The organism is Yoonia ponticola, from assembly GCF_014199395.1.
GTDB lineage: Bacteria > Pseudomonadota > Alphaproteobacteria > Rhodobacterales > Rhodobacteraceae > Yoonia > Yoonia ponticola.
The window spans coordinates 94,842-119,876 of the sequence record NZ_JACIJM010000002.1 but is presented as its reverse complement, the minus strand read 5'-3'; the positions used below and the strand labels follow the sequence as shown (position 1 = coordinate 119,876).

Here is a 25,035-nt window from a genome sequence, read left to right as displayed (position 1 = left end):
CTGGTCAACCGTCGATGCGGTACTCGGCAATCTCGTTGGTCAAAATACTACGAAAGTTATTGTCTGCAATCAGCGTCATAATCTGCTGGCCTTCGGCGTTGCGCCAAACCGAAATGCCTTCCAAATTGCCATGCACGCCAAAGCCGGTTTTCAGGATCGTGTCAGCCGTCGCTGCTTCCAGATCTAGCCGCCGCACACGGGTATTGAACCCGATTCCGGTGAAGTCGCGTTCCAGTACATAAAGCAGACCATCAGGCCCGAAATCCGCACCAACCACCAGATAGGCACCGCTGCGTGGGATGGCGTAAGGCTGGTCCCATTTGCCATCGGCAAAGCGGTAAACCGGAAACGGCTGATCATAGCGACCGGACCGTTCAGGAATGGTAAACAGCGCGCCGGAGGCATCAATCGCAAGCGCCTCTAAACCGCTGTTGCCTTGCAGCGCGGTAAAGTCATTCGGGATCGGCAGCGTGTCTTCGACCGCATCAACCGTAGCGAATTTGCCAACGCGGTGATCGCCTTCAAACGACACATAGATCGTGCCGTCAGGCGCTATGGCAAGACCTTCTGAATCGTTGCCGACATTGGCATTGTCACGCTCGGCATTGTGTAGCGGTATTGGTGTCCCTGCAGCGATGCCTGTGATTTTACCCGCCGCATTCCGGCGCAACTCTCCGGTCAAAAACGTACCCCGATCGCTCAGCGCGGTGAACGACATACCATCGTCGGCGATATGGATAGCTGAAAGCCCGCCAATCTGGCCGCTGTGCGTGGGGATAATAGCGCGCCCTAAAAGGGCGGACTCGGAAAACCCGAGACCGCCCATCAAGAGAATGGCCGCTGAAAAGAAGACTTTTAGCATTTATTCCGCGTTCAAAACACTCAGGCATTGGCCAGGAAGGCTCGCCATTGTCAGGGGGCCACGTGCAGGTGGCGTTGGCGCATTTGGATCGCGCGGCTGTGGGGGCGGCGGGTTCAGGATATCGTTCACCCAACGTTGCGCATCCGCACAGCCGTCACCTGCGGGTGGCGGTGCTTGATCTTCGCAGGAATTATCGCCAGCAGGGCAATTCAGGCGCACGTGGAAATGATAGTGATGCCCGTACCAAGGCCGGATTTTGTTCAACCAGCTACGGTCGCCCGTCGCCGAATTACACATCGCAACTTTGGCACCCGGAAAGACGAAAATGCGGGCAACACGCGGATCAGACGCGGCTGCTTTCAACAACGCCTCGTGCTGTGGCGTCCAACTGCTGTTGGTATATGCACCGCTGGCCCTGCGCATTGAGATCGACGAAATGTTTTCGCGTTCTTGCGTGGACAGGTTCAACCGATCCGGCGGTAGCATCCAGATATCTGCATCAAGCCCCACTTGGTGGCTCGCATGGCCCGTCAACATTGGCCCGCCGCGCGGCTGGCTCATATCGCCTAGGTATAGCCCTTCCCAACCGGGTAGGGTGGCGGCAAAACGACTTAGATCTTGGACGTAATCAACCAGTTCGGGCTGGCCCCAATTCCGGTTCCGGCTCAGGCGCATGGCTTGCCATGTCGGACCTGTTTCGGCCAGTTGCACAGCGCCCGCTTGGCACCCCTTGGAATAGGCACCAATCGCTTCGGGCCGTTGTGCTGATCCACGCGGGATATGGCCGAACAAATCTTTCGCCACACGGGTATCACCCGCGTTCTGCGTCGATATCGCCGCTTGGCTGACCGATGGGGAATCCTCGGATTGGCAGGCTGCCAATACGGTTAATAAAGTGACTATGCCTATGAAGCGGACCATTCTGCGCGATCTCCGTCTTTGTTGACCCATGATAACAGTAAGAGGCCAAGAAGAAAGAGGAAGATGACCGGCAGGAACCCAAGTTGCACATTGTCTGTCAGCGCGGTGAAAATACCGATCAACGCGGGGGCCATAAAGGCGGTCGCCTTGCCAGAAAGGGCAAAGAGACCAAAGGCTTCGGTCGGGCGTTCAGGGTTCGTGTGACGCACCATCATCGACCGCGATGCGGCGTAAATCGCACCGCCAGCGCCACCAATCACGGACCCGCAGGTAAAGAAAATAATGTCAGGAACCATCGAATCTGCGGCAAGCGCGATACCGAACACCTGCGTGCGTGACATGCCAACGATGAACGAACTGACAATGGTCAGCGCAATGATGCAGAAAATGATAACCGGTTTCGGCCCTAGTTTCGCGTCAAACCGCCCACCAACATAGGTGAAAACGGCAGCGGTAATCACGCTGATGATGCCGAAAACACCTAGCCAGATCGTACCCCAACCCAGCACCAGCGTCGCATAGACGCCGCCAAATGCGTAAAGAGCGTTCAGCGCGTCGCGGTAGAACATCGACCCCAGCAGGAACGACGCGGTGCTTTTGCGCTGCGCCACGTTCCGCAGTGTGGTTTTCAAATCGCCCCAGACTTTGGACATCTTTGGAACGGCGCCGGCGTCCTTGGGATCGTCGCGCACCCACAAGAAAAAAGGGATCATAAAGACGGCAAACCAGATCGCCATGAACGGGCCGACAGCACGGGTGCCTTCACGGGTACTTGGGTCCAGCCCGAACAGCGGGTCCAACCCGATCAGCGTTTTGCCAGTCGTCGCGTCCTCGGCAAGGAACAGCAGCATGAAGATCAGGGCGACCAATCCGCCCCAATACCCAACCGACGCGCCCGTGCCGGAAATCCGGCCAACGTCATCGGGTGTGCCCATCGACGGCAGGTATGCGTTCACAAAGTTCAGCGCGGATTCCGCGGCGATAAAGCCCACGTAAAACAGGATCAGGAACAGCATCAGGCTGCTGCTATCGGGCGTCAAATACCACAGCGACCACGCACCGATAACGTAGAGCGCGGAAAATCCAATGATCCACGGCATCTTGCGGCCGGTATTATCGGCAAATGCGCCCAGAAACGGTGCAGTGAACGCAATCACAAGGCCAGCAATCGTTTGGCCGAAGGCCCATGTGCTTTGCGCAGATGCGCCAGCGGCGACCTCGTCCAGACCTTCGCCCATGAAATATTGCGCAGCAACAGCCGCAAAGTATGGTCCGAAAATGAAGGTCAGGCCGAGTGTATAGTAAGGCTGCGAGGCCCAATCAAAGCTCATCCATCCCAAGATGCGCTTACGTGGTGATATCGTCATGGTTGTCCCCTGTGAGTGTCGCGATAAGACACAGAAGGGGGCAAGTTTGGCAAGTGACGTGTTTACGACGCGGTGTCGGGTGTGACCTCTGGTGGCCAAGGGCGTGTTTGATCCGCATCAATCCAGTTTTGCGCCCATTCCGGCAGGACAGGGCGGTCGCCTTCGTAGCCAATATGATCGAACAACTGACGTGGACGAACGATGCCGTTTTTGTCAGTCACAGCAGAGCGGTACAGCGCCTGCACAGCACATTCGTTGTCGATCCAGATCGACTGTTCGAGGTAGAAAAACTTGTCGTCCCAGCCCACAGCACGGCTCATGGTTCTGAACTTTACAAATGGACGGATACGCTTGCGATACCGAACGCTGACACCCGCCATCGTCAGGCCCCATTTGCGTTCTTTCAGGGCAGTCAGCAGGCCGACGCGCTTGGCCAGAACCGTGCGCCCCAGATCAAGGATCGTCAGAATGCGCCCGTTGTTCATTTCGATGAACACATCGATGTCTTGCGGCCAGCAGCGGTGGTGCGACACATGAACGCCCAAGATCGGCAGTTCGGGCGCATTGCGGGCGATGGCCATATCTTTGATGAGTCGGACGAAAGGATACATTTCAAAAACCCCTTAGAAAGCTATGCCTGTCCTCTGCCTTGTTGACGTAGACGTCAACTTTAACGCTACGGAAAGCAAAGGGCTTGCAGTGACGGGCCAGAGAACTTACCTGACCGATGCACACAACAGAGGCGATCCTATGCAGTCCATTTTTGAAATTCTTCTGATGCTGATTGGTGTCGCCCGTTTTATGATCTTTGCGCATTTCATCATGAGCTGGCTGATCAGCTTTGATGTGCTGAACGTGCGGCAGCCGATTGTTGGGCAAATCTGGTACACGCTGCAACGGATTTTAGAACCGCTTTACGCGCCGATCCGCCGCTTTATGCCAAACTTGGGCGGCATCGACTTGTCGCCGATTGTGGCCCTGCTGGCGCTCGAAGCATTGCGTATCGTGCTGATTAACAACGCAAGCGTGTTCTTCTAAACGAACCGTCGATTTTTCAGGCCAAGCCCGAAGATTTCGCATCAGAAACCGCACATGGCGTAAATGTGCGGGGTGATGTCGTGCTTGACCTGTCCTTATCCCATCGGAAATGGTGTAAATTGCTCTGACAACAGGGAGACACACCATGTCCGCGATCACATTTACCCTTGATGGCCAGTCTGTCACCGCGCAACCCGGCGAAACAATCTGGGAAGTCGCGCATGGCCGTGGTCTTGTGATCCCGCATCTGTGTCATAAACCTCAAATCGGCTACCGCTCTGACGGGAATTGCCGTGCCTGTATGGTCGCAATTGATGGTGAACGTACTTTGGCGGCGTCCTGTATCCGCGAACCGTCCGACGGCATGGTCGTCACCACCGATCAGCCACGCGAAGTGCAAGCGCGCAAAATGGTCATGGAAATGCTCGTCGCGGATCAGCCGGAGCAAGCCGTCGCGCACGATAAATCCTCGCACCTGTGGGACATGGCTGCGCAACAGGGCGTGTCAGAAAGTCGGTTCCCGACGATGGACGCGGACCACATACCGTTGCTAGACGACAGCCACGTTGCGATGTCAGTGAACCTAGACGCCTGTATTCAATGTGGTTTGTGCGTGCGGGCCTGCCGTGAAGTGCAGGTGAACGACGTCATCGGCATGGCGGGTCGAGGACACAATGCTTACCCCGTTTTCGACATGGCTGACCCTATGGGCGCATCATCCTGCGTGGCCTGCGGCGAATGCGTGCAGGCCTGCCCAACCGGCGCTTTGCTACCCGCGACAGTCACAGACGAAAACCAGATCGGCGACACCGCCGACTATGACCGCGAGGTCAAAAGCGTCTGCCCGTTCTGCGGCGTCGGCTGTCAGGTTTCCTTGAAAATCAAAGACGACAAAGTCAAATTCGTCGAAGGCATCAACGGTCCCGCAAACGAAGGGCGGTTGTGCGTCAAAGGGCGCTTTGGCTTCGACTATATCCACCACGACCACCGCCTCACCAAGCCCCTGATCCGCCGCGATGACGCACCCGCCAAGGGCCTGAACGTCGATCCGGGCAACTGGGGCGACGTGTTCCGCGAGGCGACATGGGACGAGGCGCTGGATTTTGCGGCGAAAGGCATGAATGACCTCGGCGGGACCAAAGTTGCTGGCTTTGGATCAGCCAAATGCACCAACGAAGAAGCATACCTATTCCAGAAAATGATCCGCCAAGGCTTTGGCCATAACAACGTCGATCACTGCACGCGCCTCTGTCACGCCTCATCTGTCGCGGCATTGATGGAAAACGTAGGCTCTGGCGCGGTAACTGCCACCTTTAACGAGATCGAAAACGCGGACGTGGCGATTGTGATCGGTGCAAATCCCATCGAAAATCACCCTGTCGCTGCGACCTATTTCAAACAGTTCGCCAAACGCGGCGGCAAGCTGATTGTGATGGACCCACGCGGTCAGGCGCTGAAACGTTTTTCGACACACATGCTGCAATTCAGACCCGGTGCGGACGTGTCCATGCTGAACGCGATCATGCACGTGATTGTTGAAGAAAAGCTTTACGATCAGCAGTATATCGAAGCTTACACCGAAAACTGGGAAGCGGAAAAAGCACATCTGCGCGACTTTAGCCCCGAGAAAATGGAAGGCATCTGCGGCATTCCAGCCGAAGAACTGCGCGCAGTTGCACGTACCTTTGCCGGTGCCAAAGCCGGCATGATTTTCTGGGGCATGGGCGTGTCGCAACACATTCACGGCACCGATAATTCGCGCTGTCTGATCAGCCTTGCGCTGATGACGGGCCAAGTCGGGCGTCCGGGCGCTGGGCTTCACCCGCTGCGGGGGCAAAATAACGTGCAAGGCGCGTCCGATGCGGGGCTGATCCCGATGTTCCTGCCTGATTATCAACCGGTGAGCGACGACGGCGTGCGCACCGCGTTTCAAGAGGTCTGGAAGGATGATGGCGTCGATCCGAACAATGGTCTGACTGTCACCGAAATCCTTGATGCGGTCCATGCTGGCGACATCGAAAGCATGTATATCCTAGGTGAAAACCCCGCGATGTCCGACCCCGATGTAGAACACGCACGGGACGCGCTGGCGAAACTTAAGCATCTGGTCGTGCAGGATATTTTCATCACGGAAACCGCGAATTATGCGGATGTGATCCTGCCCGCCTCAGCATTTGCCGAGAAAACAGGCACCGTCACCAACACCAACCGACAGGTGCAAATGGGACGGCCTGCGGTGGCCCCTCCGGGGGATGCAAAAGAGGATTGGTGGATCGAAGTTGAGCTGGCGAAACGGCTTGGCCTTGGTTGGACCTACACCCATCCACGCGATGTTTTTGCGGAAATGACGCTGCTGATGCCGTCGCTGGACAACATCACATGGGACCGTTTGGAAGACGAAAATGCAGTAACCTATCCCTCGCTCTCGCCAACGGACCCTGGTCAATCCATTGTTTTCGCAGACGGTTTCCCACGCCAAGATGGACGCGCGAAATTCACGCCTGCGAATGTGATCGCGCCCGACGACGTGCCTGATGTGGATTACCCGATGATCCTGACCACAGGGCGACAGTTGGAACATTGGCACACCGGATCAATGACGCGGCGGTCCAAAGTGCTAGACGCGGTCGAACCAGAAGCGAACTGCTCGCTCCATCCCTCGACGCTGCGCAAATTGGATGTCGAACCGGGCGGGTTGCTGCGATTAACCACGAAACGAGGCTCGATCCAGATCATGGCGCGGGCAGACAGGGCCGTGGCGCCCGATATGGTGTTCTTGCCCTTCGCCTACGTCGAGGCGGCGGCGAACATTTTGACGAACCCAGCGGTGGACCCATACGGCAAAATTCCCGAGTTCAAGTTCTCGGCTGTGCGGGTCGAAAAAGCGGATGAAACCGTTCCCGCCGAATAGAAACAACATCTACAACTAAAGTTATAGGGCCCGAACACATCGTTCGGGCCCTTTATTTTATGGGGAATCGCAGTGCGCCGCAATTAAATGAACGCTTGTTCAAAAAACCATTTGACGGATTGCAGGTGGTCAGCACAGTATCAAAGCCAAGCATCGGGTCGCGGGGAGGCGATTCAATGCGGGGGAGGACCATTGATGGCGACAGGACAACCACAGGCGAGGCCAGTGTCGATTCCGGCTCTTTTGGCACGCAACGTGGCGCAACACGGCGCAAAAGCAGCGTATCGTGAAAAAGAATTTGGCATTTGGCAAAGCTGGTCATGGGCAGAGGCCGCGCAAGAGATCGACGCGCTGGCGCTGGGTCTTTTGACGCTTGGTGCAAATGTGGGCGACCATATCGCAATCGTTGGACGCAACCGTCCGGCGCTGTATTGGGCGATGGTTGCGGCGCAAAAAGCGGGCTGTGTGCCTGTGCCTCTTTACCAAGATGCGGCGGCCGAAGAGGTCGCATATGCGCTGGACCACTGCGGCGCACGGTTCGCGATTGTGGGCGATCAAGAGCAGGTCGATAAGATCGCCGAAGTGCGCGACCAACTGACCGAGCTGGAACATGTAATCTACCTAGACGGGCGCGGATTGCGCAAATATGACCACGCTGCGATGACATCCTACACGGACGTCCAAGCCGCCGGACGCGCGTCTGACATGGCATCCACGATGGCGGATCGCATCGCTGTGCTGGACTACGATAGCACCTGTGTGATGCTGTACACCTCTGGGACAACGGGACGCCCCAAGGGCGTTGTTCTGTCGAACCGCAATGTGATCGAGACCTCTCGTAATTCATCCGACTTTGACCACCTTAAGGCTGGAGATGAAGTTTTAGCTTACCTTCCAATGGCTTGGGTCGGTGATTTTATCTTTTCGATTGGTCAGGCGATGTGGGCAGGCTTCTGTGTGAACTGTCCGGAAAGCCCTGACACGATGCAGTCTGACCTGCGTGAAATCGGGCCTACCTATTATTTCGCGCCGCCGCGTGTCTTTGAGATGCAACTCACAAATGTCATGATCCGTATGGAAGACGCGGGTCGTTTTAAGAAATGGTTGTTCCATAAATATATGGCCGTTGGCCGTCGCGTTGGGCCGCGCTTGCTGGACGGCAAAGAGGTCAGTTTCAGCGATAGGTTGCAGTACCGCCTTGCGGATTGGCTGGTTATCGGGCCGCTGAAAAACACGCTTGGGCTGAGCCGTGTGCGCGTTGGATATACCGCTGGTGAGGCGATTGGACCCGAGATTTTCGACTTTTACCGTGCCTTGGGGATTAATCTTAAACAGTTGTACGGCCAGACCGAAGCCACTGTTTTCATTACACAACAACCCGACGGCGAAGTGCGATCTGACACGGTTGGGGTGCCTAGTCCCGGTGTTGAGTTGCGGATCGCTGAAAATGGCGAGGTTTTCTACCGCTCGCCCGGTGTTTTCGTCGAATATTACAAGAACGCAGACAGCACGGCGTCAACCAAAGATGCCGAAGGCTGGGTGGCGACGGGCGACGCTGGATTCATCGAGGAGAGCTCTGGCCATTTGCGGATCATTGATCGGGCAAAGGACGTTGGTAAAATGGTCGACGGATCGCTGTTTGCGCCGAAGTACGTTGAAAACAAACTAAAATTCTTCCCGAATATTCTTGAGGCGGTTGTCTTTGGCGCGGATCGGGATCGGTGCACGGCGTTCATTAACATCGACTTAACTGCGGTCGGAAACTGGGCTGAGCGGAACAATATTGCGTATTCATCCTATCAGGAATTGTCGCAGCATCCGCAGGTTTTGGACACGATTGCGGGGCATGTGGCGGACGTGAATGCGTCGGTTGCAGCCGATCCGATGTTAGCGGGCTGTCAGGTTCATCGGTTCCTTGTTTTGCATAAGGAATTGGATGCGGATGACGGTGAAATGACCCGTACCCGCAAGGTCCGCCGCCGGATTGTCGAAGAGAAGTTTAGCGATCTGATCGCCGCGCTTTATGATGGAAGATCAGAGATTTATACTGAAACGGAAGTCACCTACGAAGACGGCCGCAAGGGCAAAATCACCGCGACATTAGATATCCGTGACGCAGTTGTAGCGCCCGCGGCGCAGGTTGCTGCGGAATGATGGGTCGTCGCTTTTGCTGCGCAATGCGCCCCGCCCACCTTCCCATTTCGCTTGGAGGAAACGCTTGATGTTAGACGAAGGTTACGTCACCGCAGACGGTCGCCAGATTGGCGGCGTCATGATGGATATGCGTGGAATTACCCTGCGATTTGGCGGGGTTGAGGCGATTAAGAATATCTCGTTTGATATTCGAGAAGGCGAAATTCGTGCGATTATTGGCCCCAATGGCGCGGGGAAATCGTCGATGCTGAACGTGATTTCCGGCTTTTATAACCCGCAAGAAGGCGAGGTGTGGTTTCATGGGAAACGGCGCCCGCCGATGAAGCCTTTTCAAGTTGCGCGGCAAGGGATTGCTCGCACGTTCCAAAACATCGCTTTGTTTGAAGGTATGACCGTGCTGGATAACGTGATGACGGGGCGTTTGACGCAGATGAAATCGGGCATGTTGGCGCAAGCGATTTGGAAAGGGAAAGCCGAACGCGAAGAGACGGCGAACCGCGAAGTTGTTGAAAAGATTATTGATTTTCTGGAAATTCAGGCGATCCGAAAGACCCCTGTAGGGCGTTTGCCGTATGGTTTGAAGAAGCGCGTCGAGCTTGCGCGTGCCTTGGCCGCTGAGCCGAAACTGCTGCTTTTGGACGAACCTATGGCGGGGATGAATGTCGAGGAAAAAGAGGACATGAGCCGCTTTATTCTGGATGTGAACGATGAATTTGGCACCACAATTGCGCTGATCGAACACGATATGGGCGTGGTGATGGACCTGTCTGACCGCGTTGTCGTGATGGATTATGGCCGCAAGATTGGCGACGGCACGCCTGACGAGGTCCGCAATAATCAAGAGGTGATCGATGCGTATTTGGGGGTCGCTCATGACTGATTTTGCGGATGTGATTTGCGTGCACAAGGCGTGCACACCCCGTGCACCGAGATGTCAGGAGAATTACGATGTCAGCTGATTTTCTGTATGGGATTGAAGTCATTATCAACGGATTGATGGCGGGCGTTTTATACGCGCTGGTCGCCCTCGGTTTTGTTCTGATCTTCAAAGCGTCCGGCATTTTCAACTACGCGCAGGGCGTGATGGCGCTGTTCGCTGCGTTGACTTTGGTCGGTGTGATGGAAGGGCAGGTGCCGTTTTCACATGTCATTAACGCGGTCTTTGGCACGGAAATCCACCACTTTGGTTGGGAGGTGCCGGCGCTGCTTGCGATCTTTGTGACGCTGATGGTGATGGTGCTGTTTGCGTGGCTCGTGCAGCAATTGGTGTTCCGGCATTTGGTGGGGCAAGAACCGATCATTCTGTTCATGGCCACGATTGGCCTCGCGTATTTCCTTGAAGGTGTCGGCGATCTGATGTGGGGGTCCGAGATCAAGACGCTGGCACTTGGTTTGCCGCAGGGGGGATCACTGGTCGTGGAGGACTGGACCGCTGGTTTGGGCGGCGATGATTTCTACGGTTTCTTCATTGATAAACTGGACATGGTGGCGACGCTGGTCGCGATTGTCTTGGTCGCGGGGCTGATCGGATTTGCGCAATACACCAAACAAGGCCGCGCGATGCGGGCGGTGGCCGATGACCACCAAGCGGCGCTGAGCGTCGGGATTTCGCTGAACTTTATCTGGGTGCTGGTGTGGTCGCTGGCGGGGCTGGTCGCACTGGTCGCCGGTGTCATGTGGGGCGCAAAATCGGGCGTGCAGTTTTCACTGTCGTTGATTGCGCTCAAGGCGCTGCCGGTGCTGATGCTGGGCGGCTTTACCTCGATCCCCGGTGCGATTGTCGGCGGTTTGATCATCGGCGTCGGTGAAAAACTGTTCGAATACATGATTGGGCCGATGGTCGGCGGTGCGACGGAAAACTGGTTCGCTTACGTGCTGGCGCTGATCTTTCTGGTGTTTCGTCCGCAAGGATTGTTCGGGGAGAAAATCATTGAACGTGTTTGATGTGACCGACGTGCGGATTGAGTTATTTTGGCGAAATGAAGGGGGATGTCATGCTGTATCGTGAAGCCGGTGATTTTAAGACGTCCTACCCGGAGGATAGTCAGACCTTTCCGATTGCTTTTGATCGGTGGCGCTATTGGGCGGTGTTGGCCATTGCGTTTTTGGTCATTCCGTTTGTGATCAATGACTATTGGGCGTCGTCGTTGATGGTGCCGTTTTTGATCTACGCGATTGCGGCAATCGGGTTGAATATTCTGACCGGATATTGTGGTCAGGTGTCGCTGGGCACTGGCGGGTTCATGGCGGTGGGGGCCTATGCTTGTTACAAGCTGATGACTGCGTTTCCTGATGTGAATATCGTGTTCCACGTGTTGCTGGCGGGCGGGATCACGGCCGCTGTTGGGGCGGCTTTTGGGCTGCCGAGCCTGCGGATCAAAGGGTTTTATCTGGCCGTTGCGACGCTTGCCGCGCAGTTTTTCCTTGTTTGGCTGTTTAACAAGGTCGCGTGGTTCTACAATTATTCCGCATCTGGTCAGATCAACGCGCCAGAGCGGTTTATCTTTGGCACGGCGGTCACAGGGCCGAGCGCACCTGCGTGGGCGCAATACTTGGTCTGTTTGGTGTTCGTGACGTTTTGCGCTGTGTTGGCGCGGAACCTGACGCGCGGATCACTAGGCCGGTCTTGGATGGCTATTCGTGATATGGACATCGCTGCAGAGATCATCGGCGTGAACCCATTGAAGGCGAAATTGACCGCCTTTGCTGTGTCGTCGTTTTTCATTGGCATCTCGGGCGCATTGTTCTTTGCTGTGTATTTGGGCGCGGTCGAGGCTGGCGATAGTTTCGGCATCACCAAGTCGTTCCTTGTGCTGTTCATGGTGATTTTAGGCGGGCTTGGATCGATTTTCGGCAGCTTTGCAGGTGCCGCGTTTCTGGTCATTTTGCCCGTGTTTCTGAAGATCATTGGCGTGGACGTGTTGGGGTGGCCCACTGAAATGGTCGCGCATTTGCAACTGGTGATCGTCGGCGCCTTGATCATGTTTTTCCTGATCAAAGAGCCGCACGGATTGGCCCAGCTTTGGCGTCTGGCCAAGGAAAAGCTGCGGCTTTGGCCGTTTCCATACTGAATTATTGAGCAGGCGTTAGATCTGCCAAATCGGACAACCAATGGGAGGAAATTCCGATGACGACGAAGAAACTGATGACAGCAAGCGTGGTCGCATTGATGGCTGCAACACCTGTGATGGCGGACCTTGTGTTCCCGTCGCTATCCTACCGGACTGGCCCGTTTGCCGCTGGTGGTATCGCGTTTGCCGATGGCTACGCCGATTATTTCACACTGTTAAACGAGCGTGACGGCGGTATTGGCGGTGTGATGGCCAGCGTGCCGGAATGCGAAACGGCCTATAACGCCGAGAAAGGTGTGGAATGCTACGAGGCGACCAAAGCCGAGGGCGCGTTGGTGTATCAACCGCTGGCCACGTCGATCACGTATCAGCTGATCCCGAAGGTCGAAGTGGACGGAATCCCGCTTCATACGATGGGCTATGGCCGGACGTCTGCGAAGAACGGCGAAGTGTTCCGCCACACGTTTAACTATCCTGTGAACTACTGGGATGGTGCGTCTGCCGGGGTGAACCATTTCCTTGATTTGAACGATGGATCGCTGGAAGGGCGCAAGATCACCTTGCTACATTTCAACGGCGCATATGGCAAAGAGCCGATCCCGACGCTAGAGGCGCTGGCCGAAAAGCACGGGTTTGAATTAACCACGATAGCGATTGATTATCCGGGTCAGGAGCAGAAATCGCAGTGGCTGCAAATTCGTCGCGAACGCCCTGACTACATCCTGTTCTGGGGTTGGGGTGTGATGAACCAAGTTGCCGTTCAAGAGGCTGCAAACATTGGCTATCCGATGGAAAACTTCATGGGTATCTGGTGGTCCGGTTCTGAAAACGACGTATTGCCTGCGGGTGCTGCGGCTGACGGCTATAAAGCGCTAGCGTTCCATGAGATGGGCAGCGATTTCCCTGTGTTCGACGACATCCAGACCTATGTTGTGGATGCAGGCAAAGCGGCGGGTGCAGGCGATCAGATCGGGTCGGTTTTGTATAACCGTGGCCTATACGCCGCGTTCTTGGCGGCTGAGGCTGCGGCGGATGCGCAAGAGGCAACAGGCGAGCCGGAAATCACTGCAGCTATGATGCGTGATGCGATGGAATCGTTGGAAATCACCGCGCAAGACATGGAAGACGCAGGCATTCCGGGCTTTGGTCCGGTGTTTTCTGTGACTTGTCAGAACCACGGTGGCGACGGCCTTGCGTCTGTGGCCCAGTGGGATGCGACTGCGCAGGAATGGTCGCTGATCTCTGACTTCTTCCCGTCTGACGGTGAAGTCGTGAACGCGCTGATCAAGGCCGATTCCGAGGCATTCGCCGCGGAAAACGACATTACGCCAAGCTGCGATTAACCACATTTGCCCGGCTGGTATGTGCTGGCCGGGCATTGCGACTTGCAAGGAGAGACCGATGCTGGACGACACAAAGACCGAGACCTTGCTTGAGGTGAACAACATCGAGGTGATCTATAATCACGTGATCCTTGTTCTGAAGGGCGTGTCGTTGTCCGTGCCAAAAGGCGGGATCACGGCGCTTTTGGGCGGAAACGGGGCTGGCAAGACCACAACGCTGAAGGCGATTTCGAACCTGCTGCATTCCGAGCGCGGCGAAGTCACCAAAGGGTCGATCATGTATCGCGGGGATCGCGTGCAGGATTTGCAGCCCTCCGATTTGGTGAAACGCGGCGTCATTCAGGTGATGGAAGGCCGCCATTGTTTCGAGCACCTGACGATCGAAGAAAACCTGATGACCGGTGCCTATACCCGCACCGATGGCGCGGGAGCGGTCAGTGCTGACCTAGAGATGGTCTACAATTATTTTCCACGGCTGCGCGAACGCCGGAAATCGCAGGCGGGCTATACGTCGGGCGGTGAACAACAGATGTGTGCGATTGGTCGCGCGATCATGTCAAAGCCTGAAACAATTCTGCTGGACGAGCCGTCGATGGGGCTTGCGCCGCAGTTGGTCGAGGAAATCTTTACGATTGTGAAGAACCTGAACGAAAACGAAGGCGTGTCGTTCCTGCTGGCTGAACAGAACACAAACGTTGCCCTTCGGTTTGCCCACCACGGGTATATTCTGGAAAGCGGCCGTGTCGTGATGGAAGGCCCTGCCGCTGAATTGCGCGAAAACCCCGATGTGAAGGAATTTTATCTGGGCATGTCCGAAGACGGGCGTAAATCGTTCCGTGATGTCCGCAGTTATCGCCGCCGCAAGCGGTGGTTGGCTTGATCCCAAAAGTCTTTGGACGAAGACTTTTCTAACGTTGCTATTGAATATCAGACACCCGCAGTTCTAGCGTTGTCCTGAGCGCCGCCTGCGGTGAAAAGGAAAACCTATGACGCATTTTGACGACCTTGAGACCCGCAGTGCTGCCACCCGTGACGCGGATCAAACCACGGCTTTGCTTGCCCAGATTGCCCGCGTGGATGCGCAGGCCGGATCGTGTCTGCAGGGCGGCGATCAGGTTGCGAGCCTCGCCGACCTGCCGAAATTGCCTGTGCTGCGCAAATCGGACCTGACCAAGTGGCAAAAGGAACAGCCACCCTTTGGCGGGATGGTCGTGACGAACGCATCGCATGTGTTCCAATCCCCCGGACCGATTTACGAGCCCGGTGGCAACGCCCATGATTGGTGGCGTTTTGGTAGGTTCCTGACGGCCTGCGGCATTGGCGCTGACGATATTATCCAGAACTGTTTTGGCTACCACCTGACCCCTGCTGGTACGATGTTTGAGAATGGTGCGCGCGCTGTTGGTGCGACGGTTTTACCTGCTGGTACGGGCCAGACCGAATTGCAGGCGCAGGCCGCCCATGATCTGGGCTGTACCGCGTATGCTGGGACGCCCGATTACCTCAAGATTATTCTTGAGAAGGCCGACGAGATGGGCTTGCCGTTAAAATTCACAAAGGCCGCTGTGTCTGGCGGGGCGTTGTTTCCGTCGCTGCGTGACTATTATGCGGAGCGCGGGATCACCTGTTTACAGTGCTACGCGACCGCCGATCTGGGCCACATCGCCTATGAAACCACAGTGGGCGAAGGCATGATCGTCGATGAAGGCGTGATCGTTGAAATCGTGACACCGGGCACGGGCGATCCTGTGCCGATTGGTGAAGTTGGCGAAGTTGTCGTGACATCGCTGAACCCAGATTATCCGCTGATCCGTTTTGCCACTGGCGATTTGTCGGCTGTGATGGCGGGCGATAGCCCCTGTGGTCGCACGAATATGCGGATCAAAGGGTGGATGGGCCGCGCGGATCAAACCACCAAGATCAAAGGCATGTTTGTTCGGCCCGAACAGGTCGCAGCCTTGGTCGCCAAGCACGCTGGCATGACCCGCGCACGGGTGATCGCGGACCGCAAAGGCGAGGCCGACGTGATGATCGTTCACTGCGAAGGCGAGGGCTTGGATGCCGCTGCCATTGCCGCCAGCCTGCCTGCCGTCTTGAAACTAAACGGCGAGGTCATCGTTGTGTCAGATAACACTATTCCACGCGACGGGGTCGTGATCGAAGATTTGCGGACCTACGACACTTAACCTTAACACCGGAGGTGCCTTATGCGCCGAGTCCTTTTATCCACTGCGATTGCCCTCTGGGGCAGCACGATCTTAGCTGATGATCAGGCGTTACTGCTTGGGGTCGAACGTTACGCAAATCTGGACCGTGTGAACGGTGCCGCGGATCTGGCGGACGCGGAAAGCGGCCTGAAAGCGGTCGGTTTTGACGTCAAAACGCAGATCAACGGCGCGGGCGCAGATATGTCGCGGCGGTTGACCGCGTTTGTGGGCGACCTTGGCGGGGCGGAACGGGTTATTGTAGGCATGTCGGGCGCATTTGTGACCGACGGGGGCCGGACGTGGTTATTGCCTGTTGATGCGACTGACCCGATTTTGTTTGGCCTAGTTGGTGCTGTGTCACTGGAAAGCGTGATGCGGACGATGGCGGCGACCCCGGGCCAGTCGCTGCTGGTGTTGGGCGCGGATCGCTCTGCGAATGATCGCTATGGGCCGTATATGCGTGACGGGATTGGAACGCTGGATATTCCGAATGGTTTGACTGTGATCACTGCGACGGCTGATGGTGCTGCGGAGTTGCTGCAGGATTTGGCTGAACCGGGGGCGGATGTTATGGCCTTGGTACGCGCGAATAGCCGTTTGTCTGCGCAGGGTTTTGTGCCGGATAGTTTGGTGCTGGTGCCAGAGGATGTGACCCCTGTTGTCGCCCCCGCAGTGCCTGAGCCGACAGAGAATGAACGTGCGGCTGAGACCGCATTGTGGGAAGGGGCGCAGGCGCTTGATACCGCTGACGCCTACCGCAATTATCTGCGCCGTTATCCGAATGGGATTTATGTCGAACAAGCGGATGCGTTGATCCTAGAGATCACCACGCAGCCTAATCGTGCGGAACGTCTGGCCGAAGATGCGTTGGACCTGTCACGCGATGCGCGGCGCGATATTCAGCGTGATTTGGCATTGTTGAACTTTGACCCGCGCGGGATCGACGGGATTTTTGGCCCCGGATCGCGGGCTGCTGTGACAAACTGGCAGCAAGAAAACGGGTTCTCGCAGACGAGTTACCTGACGCTGGAACAGATCAACCAACTAGATGCGCAAGCGGCGCGTCGCGCGGCTGAATTAGAAGCGGAGGCTGAACGCGCCCGCGCCGAAAAGGAACAGCTAGATCGGGCATTCTGGGCTGAAACGGGTGCGCAGGGCGACGAGCCGGGTTTGCGGGCGTATCTCGCGCGGTTCCCTGACGGGTCGTTTGCATCGCAAGCAACAGAGCAGTTGAGCGTGATTGAAGAAGGTAAACGTCAAGCGGCTGCTGCCGAGGACAAAACTGCGTGGGATAACGCGACAGAGGCGAACACAGAGGCCAGTTACCGGACCTATCTACAGGTGTTTCCGGCTGGTGCATTTGTCGCCGAAGCCGAAGCGCGGATTGCTGCGTTGAACGCGCCCGCGCCTGCGAATGACGCGGCGATTGCCGCCGAAGATGCGCTGGGCCTTGATGGGATCACGTTGCGTTTGATCGAAGCGCGTCTGTCGCAGCTTGGGTTGGAACCGGGGAAAGTCGACGGCGGATTGGACGAGGATAGCCGGCGTGCGATCCGTAATTTCCAAGAAGACCGTGACCTGAGCGTGACGGGCTATATCGACGAGCAAACGATTGTGCGCTTGCTGGCGGACGGGTTTCAGGCGCTGGGCCGGAACTAGACCACATCACAAATCGCTAGAATGCGCCGCCCCACCCGTATTGGATGGGGCGACGTTTTGGTTAACGGGCTGCGGTGTAGCGTTCGAACACCATGCGCACGCTGCCAGTGGCTACTTCGTCGAGTTGACGAACACCAACAAGATACGTCCCCGCGTTCACACGCGCAGCGATCAGGCTGTCATAGCCGTCGCCGTAGTCGTCGTTGCGCCCCACTTGGCGACCAAGATCGTCAAACGCGACCATCAGCGGATCACCTTCGTTGCCGACGGACACGGATTCTGCGAGCAGCAATCCGGCCTCTGGCATCTCAAGCGCGAACCATGACATCTGTCCTGTTGTCGCAACATCTTGGCGCAAACGGGTTTCCAGAACACCCAAGTCGGTGAAAGGCACGCTGCCATCCAGCGGCGGTGCAACATCGCCGGACGCATAGAGCGCCATCTGTGCGGCAACCGGATCGTATTCGGTCACGGCCACTGCGATTGGCAGATCGTCGCCGTCTAACGCGCGGACTTCGATGCAATAATCACCAGCGGCGAGCCCCGTATCAGAATATTCGATACGCGAATCGAGACCGTCAAAATCGTCGTTTTCGTCGATGTGGTTTCCGTCTGCATCGCGCAGTGTCATGACCGGATCGGCGTCGCTGTTTGACGCGGTCAACGACACTGGCGTGTCTTGCGCCAAAGAGAACGACCAGAACGCATTTTCTGAAACCGATGCTGTACCCGTCAGGCCGTTAGCCAATGATCCGTCCAATGGACGTGCTTCGGCACAGCTACCAGAGGCCATAGCGACGTCTGGATCATCAATGACAACATCGGACTCGGCGCCAGTTGTCAGGGCTTCTTGTTCTGTCCGACCGACGCGCACGAATGCGGTTAGTGGCGCGCCATCGTAGCTTTTCACGGCAACGCAATAGGTGCCTGCGTCAAGCTGTGTTTCAGCGCGTGCCGCACCGCCGCCGCCGCTATCGTCGTCGGACAACAGGATGCTGCCAGTGGCGTCGTAAAGGTCCAGCAAGGGGTCGCCTGCGCCTCGACCTTGGGCTTCTACGCGCACGTTTGTTGGGCCTGATAGCGTGAACAGCGACACATATTCGTTGCCGCCAAGGACGAGCGCCATCTGTTCTTGATGCGCGTCAGCGGTTGTCATGTCCGATGCGGCCTCGCTGCCACCAATCCACTGCCCGTCGCCAAAGCCGCACATATCTTGTGCAAACGCAGGTGACGCCATCGCAAGGGTCGCGGTGGCCAGTGCAAGTGAAGGAAGGTTAAAGTGTCTCATTAGACGAATTCCTTGTTGGTTTTATTGTCTGCCTGATCCTAGGCGTAGCCGGCCCAGTATGACCAGTCCCAAGCCGTTAAAGGTAAGGAATACCGGTGGTTTTTCAGCTGTTGGCGAAATTCTGCTGATGACAATAAAAAAGGGCCGCTTCCGAAGAGGCGACCCTTTTTAATTTGCTGCTATAGCGGTCTAGCGCGGGATTAACCCTGGCGTGCCTTAAACCGACCCTGCGTTTTGTTGATCACATAAACGCGGCCCTTACGGCGCACAATGCGGCAATCGCGGTGACGATTCTTGAGCGAGCGGAGGGAGTTACGTACCTTCATGGTAGAATCCTCTTTCTTTTCGCGGCGCGCGAATTGCGCCTAGGGTTATAGTTATGGTCCGGGTGGACCTCGAATTCATGGTGGACGATACTGGGATCGAACCAGTGACCCCTTCGATGTCAACGAAGTGCTCTACCGCTGAGCTAATCATCCATATCCTCAGTGGTTTACTAGCATCTCGTCGCAAAACGAGACACGGGAAAACCGCGTCGGGTTCGCGTGCTATAAAAGGAGTCGCGAGGGGGATCAAGGGCTTTTGGAAAAACCATTTGCTGGGTTAAGCTATATTCCAAAGGAAAGTGAATGACAGCAGCCTCAGAACCGACCGCATTTCGCCTGTTTCAGCCGGAAAACCGGACCACATCCGTTGTTTTTGCGTCTCCGCATTCGGGTCGCGACTATCCTGACGCGTTTTTAAAACGTACGATTCTCAATGAACGCGAGGTGCGTTCATCCGAAGATGCCTATGTAGATCAACTATTTAGCTCTGTTTCGGGTCACGGCGCACCGCTGCTTGTGGCCTGTGCGCCGCGTGCTTTTCTGGATCTGAACCGTGGTCCCGAAGAATTGGACCCCGCATTGATCGAAGGTGTGCGCCGGATGTCACACAATCCGCGTGTTGCGTCGGGTTTGGGGGTGATTCCCCGCGTCGTGGCGAATGGTCGCGCGATTTATCGTGGGAAAATAACGCTGTCAGAGACGCATCAGCGGTTGTCTGGCTATTGGCGGCCCTATCACGACGCGTTGCAGGGGCTTTTGGACCAAAGTTTACGAAATTTTCACGAAGCTATTCTAATAGATTGCCATTCGATGCCGCATGAGGCGTTGGAAAATGTCTGCCCGCCCGGTGCGGCTCGTCCGCAAATTGTGCTTGGTGATCGGTTTGGTGCCGCCGCTGCTGGGTCTGTTGTGGAAAAAGTAGAATCTGCGTTTTCGCGGGCTGGCTTTCGTGTGGCCCGCAATATGCCCTTTGCGGGGGCCTATATCACGCAGCACTACGGACGGCCGACCCGCAGGCAACACGCGGTGCAGGTCGAAATTGATCGGGGGCTATATATGGATGAAAAGACGTTGCAGCCACACGACGGCTACGCTGATTTTGTAAGCGCAATGAACGGCGCGATTGCCGATATTGCGGCGATTGGCAGGGCGGACCGACGCATGGCGGCGGAGTAATCAGGGTTCAGGATTTCACGAACCGCAACGTGCCAATGTTGGGCGGTGATGATGAGGTATCTGTCGGATGGTTAACGCCATCCTCCACAACGACTTCAGGGAAATCAAACGGGCTGACCCCCTCTAGGCAGGACACGTTTATCCCGAACTGTGTGGGATCGGATCGACGTTGGTGATGCGTGTAGATGCCGCAAACAGAGCAGAAATAGTGCTTCGCGGTCTTGGTGTTGAATTGGTAAAGGGTGAGTAAGTCTGCGCCCTTAACGATGTTAAGCCCGTCGAGTTGGGCAGAGACTGCAATCGCCCCGCGCATACGGCAGTAGGAACACGAACAGCGGCGGATGGTGTTCAGACCGTCCGTAAGGTGGACTTGAAATTGCACTGATCCGCAGTGGCATGCGCCGTGATAATCGGTTGTCATCGTTCAAATCCTTTGTTCCAAGCACGGCAGGTCATCGCAACGCCCGCCCTTTCATGATCGCATCTGTTCCGAATTTCTCACGGATTTTATCGGCGGCACGTTCGGCCTCGGCGCGCTTGCCGGCATCTGGATCAAGCAAATCACCTTCGCGATCCGCATCCCCGTCAGACCCGAGTTCCGATATCCCCACGCCCAACAGACGAAACGGCCCACGGTGGCTGACCTGATCAAATAAGGCGCGCGCGGTGCGGTAAATTGTGTCGGCCATCTGTGTCGGATGATGCAGGCTTTGGCGCTTTGAGACGAGTTTGAAGTCTGACGTTTTTAACTTCAACGTGACGACGCGCCCCGCCTTTTGCGTGGCTTTGGCCCGCGCAGACACTTTTTCAGCCATCCGCCAAAGATGCCCATCCAGAATGTCGATATCGGCAGTGTCCACGTTAAATGTGGTCTCGTTCGACAGGCCTTTGACGGGCGTATTTGACGAAATCCGCCGCCCGTCTTCGCCCCGCGCAAGCGCATATAGCCGCTCGCCCATCCCGCCAAATCGGTCATGTAAATCGCGACGATCCCAGCGCAATAGATCGTCAAACGTCTTGATCCCCGCCTTTTCCAGCGATTGCTGCGCGACGGGGCCAATGCCCCAAATCAGGCGCACAGGCTTGGGCCGCAAGAACGCGGTGGTTTCGGCCTTGCCGATGATCGAAAAACCACGGGGTTTTTCCAGATCAGACGCGACCTTGGCCAGAAATTTATTGTGCGACAAGCCGATTGATCCGGTCAGGCCGATCTCGTCCTTCATCCGTTTCACAAGGCGGGCCAACATCACGGCGGGTGGTGCGCCATGCAGCCGCGCGGTGCCGGTCATGTCCATGAACGCCTCGTCCAACGACAGCGGTTCGACCACGGGCGTGAGTTCGTCCATTAAGGCGCGAATGGCGCGGGACGCCTTGGTGTATGCTTCGAATCGCGGCTTCACGACAATGGCTTCGGGGCATAATTTCAACGCTTGGAACATCGGCATCGCGGATTTCACGCCCTTGATCCGCGCGACATAACAGGCGGTCGACACCACGCCACGACGCCCGCCGCCGATGATCAACGGCTTGCCTTCAAGGTCGGGGTTATCGCGCTTTTCAACAGACGCATAAAAGGCGTCGCAGTCCATATGCGCGATGCTCAGGTCCCACAATTCATCGTGCCGCGTCACGCGCGGCGAACGGCACGACGGGCAGCGGGCGCCGTCGTCAAATTGGGTCAAACATTCACGGCATAATGCGGGCATGGCCCCAAGCTACGCCTTGCCGCGCACTGCCACAATGGGCGAAGACGGTACAGCACGTTTCTTTGACTTTTTCTAAATCCCGGGGGAGCCCGCAGGGCGGGGGCTGGCCCCCTTAACGCGTGAACGTCCAGGTCGTGACCTGTGTGTAGGTCTCGTCCGGTGTCACAAGGATCGACGGAAATGCTGGCTGATTTGGCGCGTCCGGCCAGAACTGCGCCTCGATCGCGATGCCCTCGTAGGTCGATTTTCCGGGCCGCGCGCCGGATTTATTGTCGTAAACTTGGACGCCGGGTTCGGTGGTGGCCATGGACATCGACAGGCCCGATTTTCCGGTTAACGTCACTGCGTCATGCAGCGGGCGGCGATGATCGGCGAGGCAAAAGTTGTTGTCAAAGCTGTTGGCGTCGGCAGTGATCGTGCGCGGCTTGCGAAAGTCGTATGCGGTATCCGTGACGTCTAGGATCTCGCCTGTTGGGTAGAACAGCGGTGTGCTGGGCAGCACAGCGTCTGCGTTGATTTGCAGCGTGTGCCCGTCCCATTTTTCACTGCCATCAAGGTTCCAATAGCTGTGGTTTGCAAAGTTCATCGCGGTGGTGGCGTCCGTGGTTCCGGTGATTTCCATCGACAATGTCGCGGGTGCGCTGACACGGTAAGTTACTGTGATCATACGGTTTCCGGGCAAGCCGCATTCGCCGTCCGGCAATGCGCAAGTCAATGTCGCATGGGTGTCAGAGGTATCGACAAGCGTCCACGCCCGCCGTTGCGTGGCCTGCGCACCGGAATGCAGGTGAATGCCGTCTTTGCCGTTGCGTTCAAGCTCGTACATCATGCGGTCGATCTTGATGCGCCCGTTGCTGATCCGGTTCACGATGGGGCCAATCAGCGATCCATGGTGGCGCAATGTGCCTTCGTAATCGGCCAAATCATCGGACCCCAAAGTCAGGCTGTGATCGACGCCTGCAATGCGGACGTCTTGCAAAATCGCGCCCCATGTCAGGATGCTGACGGTTAAATCGCCTGCGCTCAGCGTGACCTTTTCGACGTCAACGCCGGTGCTGCTCGTTCCGAAACGCATGGTTTAGATTTCCTCCCAATGGACGCCCGCGGCGGGGATAATCACGTCGCCCCATTTGCGGGCCTTCGCGGCATAGTTGAACACAAAACGGTGGGTTTCTGTATCCCTGATCCGCAGGCCCTTAGGCAGGTCAAACGTCGGAATATCAAGCGTGTCACACAGGTTTCCGATGATTTGATCAAAGGTATCATCGTCGGGCCAGCCCGCGAGATAGCGCAATGACCCGCTGCCCATGATCGCAGGTTGGCCGGATTTGGTGGACAGATAGACGTCGCCCGTGCCGCTGAGATGCTCGAACCAATGGCGGAATTTACCGCCGTTTTGCAGCTTGATCGCGTCCGAGGGCGGCAGACTTTCCGACATAATGACGCTGACATCCGCATTCGGCAGATCGGGGCCGAGCGACGTTGGAATCGCGAGTTCTGTCGTCTTGGTGTCGGTGCGGGGGCCGATCAATGCGATGCCGTCGAAGGCGGCGAGCGCCGCGCGGAACGGGTCGGAAATCGTCATCAGGCCGGGGGCGAGGACCAGTTTGTAGGCTGACAGGTCCGCCGTTTCCGGATGGATGATATCGACGTTCAGACCTGCGCGACGCAACCCGCGGTAGGCCGCAAACGCGAGGCGGAACATATCAAAATCAGCGCCTTGCGGCTGCACATCCCATGCCCATGCGCTTTCGTAATCGAATACAAGTGCGACGGGGGATTGCGCGGTGCCGACCTCTGGCATCTGCGCGAGTTCATGCGCCACTTTGGCGGCTTCGGCCAATGCGGGGGCCGGTTCTGCGTCGGGTCGCAACAGGGCGGCGTGCATTTGTTCTTGCGCGAATGGGGCCTGCCGCCAGCGGAAATAGCAGACGGTTTCGGCGCCATGCGCAAACGCTTCCCACGCCCAAAGACGGGCCATGCCGGGCAGGGGTGCGGGGTTGTATGGCGCCCAGTTTACGGGGCCAGGTTGTTGTTCCATGACCCACATCCGGCCCCGTCCGATGGCGCGGTAAAGGTCGTGGTGGAACGCTTGGTTATCGGGGTGGCCTTGGCGCAGATAAGTTTGTTTTTCTTTGGCTGTGCCTTCGATCCGGTCCGACAAAAAGCCAATCGGGTAGCTGTCCCATGACGCAATATCGAGGTCAGCGCCGACTTTCCAATGATCAAACGTTGTGATCCGGCCCATGTAATTGTGGATCAGTGGCGCGTCTGTGTGTGGGCGGATCACGTCAACTTGGGCTTTGTTGAAGGCGACAACTTGGTCGGATGAATAGCGCCGGAACGCCAGAACATGCGGGTGGTTTGGTTCGGTGACGGTCAGGTTGGGCAATGCGATCTGGTCGAATGTGTCGTATTGCATTGACCAAAACACGTTGCCCCATGCGCGGTTTAACGCATCGGTGGATTGATACCGTTGGGCGAGCCAGTCTTGGAAGCCCGTTCTGGCAGCGTCTGAATAAGACAACGTGGTGTCGTGGCAGTCGTATTCGTTGTCGATTTGCCAAGCGGCGATATACGGGTTTTTGCCGTAGCGTTCGGCCATGAGGCGGGCGATACGTTTGGCCTCTTCGCGGTAGCCGAGGTGGCTGAAATCATAATGCCGCCGCGAGCCGAACTTGCGCGTTTGATTATTTGCGTCCACTGCAAGCATATCTGGATGTTTATCGATCATCCAACGCGGCGGTGTTGCGGTGGGCGTGCCGAGGACGATCTTCAGCCCAGCCTTGCCCAACACGTCAATCGCACGGTCAAGCCACCCCCAATCAAAGGCGTCGGGCGTGGGTTCCATCAAGGACCACGCGAATTCGCCGATGCGTACCCACGTCAGGCCATTGGCCACCATCTGGGCGGCGTCGGTTTCCCAACGGTCTTCGGGCCAGTGTTCTGGATAGTAACAAACGCCGAGCGTGCGGTTCATGGCGGTGCCTTTTGAGTTGTTTTGGC

21 protein-coding genes and 1 tRNA gene are annotated in these 25,035 nt (G+C 56.7%); 11 read left to right on the top strand and 11 right to left on the bottom strand.

Translation table 11 applies throughout. From position 1 onward, the window contains the following. Nucleotides 1-4 precede the first annotated feature (4 nt). The 4 genes from FHS72_RS03445 to FHS72_RS03430 form a co-directional block, all read right to left on the bottom strand. Entirely contained in the window at nt 5-862 is an 858-nt protein-coding gene (locus FHS72_RS03445) for an esterase-like activity of phytase family protein (RefSeq protein ID WP_183525641.1), read from the bottom strand. After that, nucleotides 863-1,783 carry a penicillin-insensitive murein endopeptidase gene (mepA, locus tag FHS72_RS03440; protein ID WP_183525638.1) on the bottom strand — a complete coding sequence of 307 codons (921 nt, stop codon included), beginning with the start codon at nt 1,781-1,783 and terminating at the stop codon, nt 863-865. Then, on the bottom strand, nt 1,768-3,150 hold the full coding sequence (locus FHS72_RS03435; RefSeq protein ID WP_183525635.1) for an MFS transporter: 1,383 nt from the start codon (nt 3,148-3,150) through the stop codon (nt 1,768-1,770). The genes mepA and FHS72_RS03435 overlap by 16 nt, the downstream gene beginning before the upstream one ends. Nucleotides 3,151-3,212: 62 nt before the next feature. Next, a complete protein-coding gene (locus FHS72_RS03430; RefSeq protein ID WP_183525632.1) occupies nt 3,213-3,761 on the bottom strand; it encodes an acyl-CoA thioesterase in 549 nt (182 codons plus the stop codon). 139 nt (nt 3,762-3,900) lie between these two features. Between FHS72_RS03430 and FHS72_RS03425 the strand changes: the two genes are divergently transcribed. The 10 genes from FHS72_RS03425 to FHS72_RS03380 all read left to right on the top strand — a co-directional run bounded on the left by FHS72_RS03425 (nt 3,901) and on the right by FHS72_RS03380 (nt 17,533). Further along, entirely contained in the window at nt 3,901-4,188 is a 288-nt protein-coding gene (locus FHS72_RS03425; RefSeq protein WP_183525629.1) for a YggT family protein, read from the top strand. 145 nt (nt 4,189-4,333) lie between these two features. Next, nucleotides 4,334-7,099 carry a formate dehydrogenase subunit alpha gene (gene fdhF / locus FHS72_RS03420; protein WP_183525626.1) on the top strand — a complete coding sequence of 922 codons (2,766 nt, stop codon included), beginning with the start codon at nt 4,334-4,336 and terminating at the stop codon, nt 7,097-7,099. Nucleotides 7,100-7,294: 195 nt separating this feature from the next. Continuing rightward, complete coding sequence (locus FHS72_RS03415; RefSeq protein ID WP_183525623.1) at nt 7,295-9,253, top strand: AMP-binding protein; 1,959 nt, start codon at nt 7,295-7,297, stop codon at nt 9,251-9,253. A 67-nt stretch (nt 9,254-9,320) separates the two neighbouring features. Next, entirely contained in the window at nt 9,321-10,133 is an 813-nt protein-coding gene (locus FHS72_RS03410) for an ABC transporter ATP-binding protein (RefSeq protein ID WP_183525620.1), read from the top strand. A gap of 68 nt (nt 10,134-10,201) precedes the next feature. Next, entirely contained in the window at nt 10,202-11,197 is a 996-nt protein-coding gene (locus FHS72_RS03405) for a branched-chain amino acid ABC transporter permease (protein WP_183525617.1), read from the top strand. 50 nt (nt 11,198-11,247) lie between these two features. Beyond that, complete coding sequence (locus tag FHS72_RS03400) at nt 11,248-12,324, top strand: branched-chain amino acid ABC transporter permease (protein ID WP_183525614.1); 1,077 nt, start codon at nt 11,248-11,250, stop codon at nt 12,322-12,324. Between the two features lie 56 nt (nt 12,325-12,380). Continuing rightward, nucleotides 12,381-13,667: an ABC transporter substrate-binding protein gene (locus FHS72_RS03395; protein WP_183525610.1), complete on the top strand. Its 1,287-nt coding sequence runs from the start codon at nt 12,381-12,383 to the stop codon at nt 13,665-13,667. A gap of 58 nt (nt 13,668-13,725) precedes the next feature. Next, on the top strand, nt 13,726-14,547 hold the full coding sequence (locus FHS72_RS03390) for an ABC transporter ATP-binding protein (RefSeq protein ID WP_183525607.1): 822 nt from the start codon (nt 13,726-13,728) through the stop codon (nt 14,545-14,547). A gap of 106 nt (nt 14,548-14,653) precedes the next feature. Further along, nucleotides 14,654-15,853 (top strand): phenylacetate--CoA ligase family protein, encoded by a 1,200-nt coding sequence (locus tag FHS72_RS03385; protein ID WP_183525602.1) that lies wholly within the window; start codon nt 14,654-14,656, stop codon nt 15,851-15,853. Nucleotides 15,854-15,874: 21 nt separating this feature from the next. Beyond that, nucleotides 15,875-17,533, top strand: coding sequence for a peptidoglycan-binding protein (locus tag FHS72_RS03380; RefSeq protein ID WP_183525599.1), 1,659 nt, complete (start codon nt 15,875-15,877; stop codon nt 17,531-17,533). Between the two features lie 61 nt (nt 17,534-17,594). Here FHS72_RS03380 and FHS72_RS03375 read toward each other — a convergent pair whose 3' ends face one another. From FHS72_RS03375 to FHS72_RS03365, 3 genes are all read right to left on the bottom strand, one after another. Then, entirely contained in the window at nt 17,595-18,821 is a 1,227-nt protein-coding gene (locus FHS72_RS03375; RefSeq protein ID WP_183525596.1) for a DVUA0089 family protein, read from the bottom strand. Nucleotides 18,822-19,021: 200 nt separating this feature from the next. Continuing rightward, nucleotides 19,022-19,147: a type B 50S ribosomal protein L36 gene (ykgO, locus tag FHS72_RS03370; protein WP_113910988.1), complete on the bottom strand. Its 126-nt coding sequence runs from the start codon at nt 19,145-19,147 to the stop codon at nt 19,022-19,024. Between the two features lie 78 nt (nt 19,148-19,225). Further along, a tRNA-Val gene (locus tag FHS72_RS03365) sits at nt 19,226-19,300 on the bottom strand. Between the two features lie 150 nt (nt 19,301-19,450). On the opposite strand from FHS72_RS03365, the gene FHS72_RS03360 reads away from it, so the two are divergent. Continuing rightward, nucleotides 19,451-20,323 (top strand): N-formylglutamate amidohydrolase, encoded by an 873-nt coding sequence (locus FHS72_RS03360; protein WP_183525593.1) that lies wholly within the window; start codon nt 19,451-19,453, stop codon nt 20,321-20,323. Between the two features lie 7 nt (nt 20,324-20,330). Here the strand turns inward: FHS72_RS03360 and FHS72_RS03355 are convergent, their stop codons facing one another. From FHS72_RS03355 to FHS72_RS03340, 4 genes are all read right to left on the bottom strand, one after another. Next, nucleotides 20,331-20,744, bottom strand: a complete 414-nt coding sequence (locus tag FHS72_RS03355) for a GFA family protein (RefSeq protein WP_183525590.1) — start codon at nt 20,742-20,744, stop codon at nt 20,331-20,333. A gap of 31 nt (nt 20,745-20,775) precedes the next feature. Continuing rightward, nucleotides 20,776-22,029 carry a DNA polymerase IV gene (locus tag FHS72_RS03350; protein WP_183525588.1) on the bottom strand — a complete coding sequence of 418 codons (1,254 nt, stop codon included), beginning with the start codon at nt 22,027-22,029 and terminating at the stop codon, nt 20,776-20,778. Nucleotides 22,030-22,141: 112 nt separating this feature from the next. After that, entirely contained in the window at nt 22,142-23,104 is a 963-nt protein-coding gene (locus FHS72_RS03345; protein ID WP_183525585.1) for an aldose epimerase family protein, read from the bottom strand. Nucleotides 23,105-23,107: 3 nt separating this feature from the next. Next, nucleotides 23,108-25,009: a beta-galactosidase gene (locus FHS72_RS03340; protein WP_183525582.1), complete on the bottom strand. Its 1,902-nt coding sequence runs from the start codon at nt 25,007-25,009 to the stop codon at nt 23,108-23,110. Nucleotides 25,010-25,035 lie beyond the last annotated feature (26 nt).

Coding starts and splice junctions, on each gene's coding strand:
- FHS72_RS03415 (WP_183525623.1), top strand. CDS start 7,295: ATGGCGACAGGACAACCACAGGCGAGGCCAGTGTCGATTCCGGCTCTT.
- FHS72_RS03390 (WP_183525607.1), top strand. CDS start 13,726: ATGCTGGACGACACAAAGACCGAGACCTTGCTTGAGGTGAACAACATC.
- FHS72_RS03410 (WP_183525620.1), top strand. CDS start 9,321: ATGTTAGACGAAGGTTACGTCACCGCAGACGGTCGCCAGATTGGCGGC.
- FHS72_RS03435 (WP_183525635.1), bottom strand. CDS start 3,150: ATGACGATATCACCACGTAAGCGCATCTTGGGATGGATGAGCTTTGAT.
- FHS72_RS03380 (WP_183525599.1), top strand. CDS start 15,875: ATGCGCCGAGTCCTTTTATCCACTGCGATTGCCCTCTGGGGCAGCACG.
- FHS72_RS03445 (WP_183525641.1), bottom strand. CDS start 862: ATGCTAAAAGTCTTCTTTTCAGCGGCCATTCTCTTGATGGGCGGTCTC.
- FHS72_RS03375 (WP_183525596.1), bottom strand. CDS start 18,821: ATGAGACACTTTAACCTTCCTTCACTTGCACTGGCCACCGCGACCCTT.
- FHS72_RS03355 (WP_183525590.1), bottom strand. CDS start 20,744: ATGACAACCGATTATCACGGCGCATGCCACTGCGGATCAGTGCAATTT.
- FHS72_RS03405 (WP_183525617.1), top strand. CDS start 10,202: ATGTCAGCTGATTTTCTGTATGGGATTGAAGTCATTATCAACGGATTG.
- FHS72_RS03425 (WP_183525629.1), top strand. CDS start 3,901: ATGCAGTCCATTTTTGAAATTCTTCTGATGCTGATTGGTGTCGCCCGT.
- FHS72_RS03350 (WP_183525588.1), bottom strand. CDS start 22,029: ATGCCCGCATTATGCCGTGAATGTTTGACCCAATTTGACGACGGCGCC.
- mepA (WP_183525638.1), bottom strand. CDS start 1,783: ATGGTCCGCTTCATAGGCATAGTCACTTTATTAACCGTATTGGCAGCC.
- FHS72_RS03385 (WP_183525602.1), top strand. CDS start 14,654: ATGACGCATTTTGACGACCTTGAGACCCGCAGTGCTGCCACCCGTGAC.
- FHS72_RS03430 (WP_183525632.1), bottom strand. CDS start 3,761: ATGTATCCTTTCGTCCGACTCATCAAAGATATGGCCATCGCCCGCAAT.
- FHS72_RS03360 (WP_183525593.1), top strand. CDS start 19,451: ATGACAGCAGCCTCAGAACCGACCGCATTTCGCCTGTTTCAGCCGGAA.
- FHS72_RS03345 (WP_183525585.1), bottom strand. CDS start 23,104: ATGCGTTTCGGAACGAGCAGCACCGGCGTTGACGTCGAAAAGGTCACG.
- FHS72_RS03400 (WP_183525614.1), top strand. CDS start 11,248: ATGCTGTATCGTGAAGCCGGTGATTTTAAGACGTCCTACCCGGAGGAT.
- FHS72_RS03395 (WP_183525610.1), top strand. CDS start 12,381: ATGACGACGAAGAAACTGATGACAGCAAGCGTGGTCGCATTGATGGCT.
- ykgO (WP_113910988.1), bottom strand. CDS start 19,147: ATGAAGGTACGTAACTCCCTCCGCTCGCTCAAGAATCGTCACCGCGAT.
- fdhF (WP_183525626.1), top strand. CDS start 4,334: ATGTCCGCGATCACATTTACCCTTGATGGCCAGTCTGTCACCGCGCAA.
- FHS72_RS03340 (WP_183525582.1), bottom strand. CDS start 25,009: ATGAACCGCACGCTCGGCGTTTGTTACTATCCAGAACACTGGCCCGAA.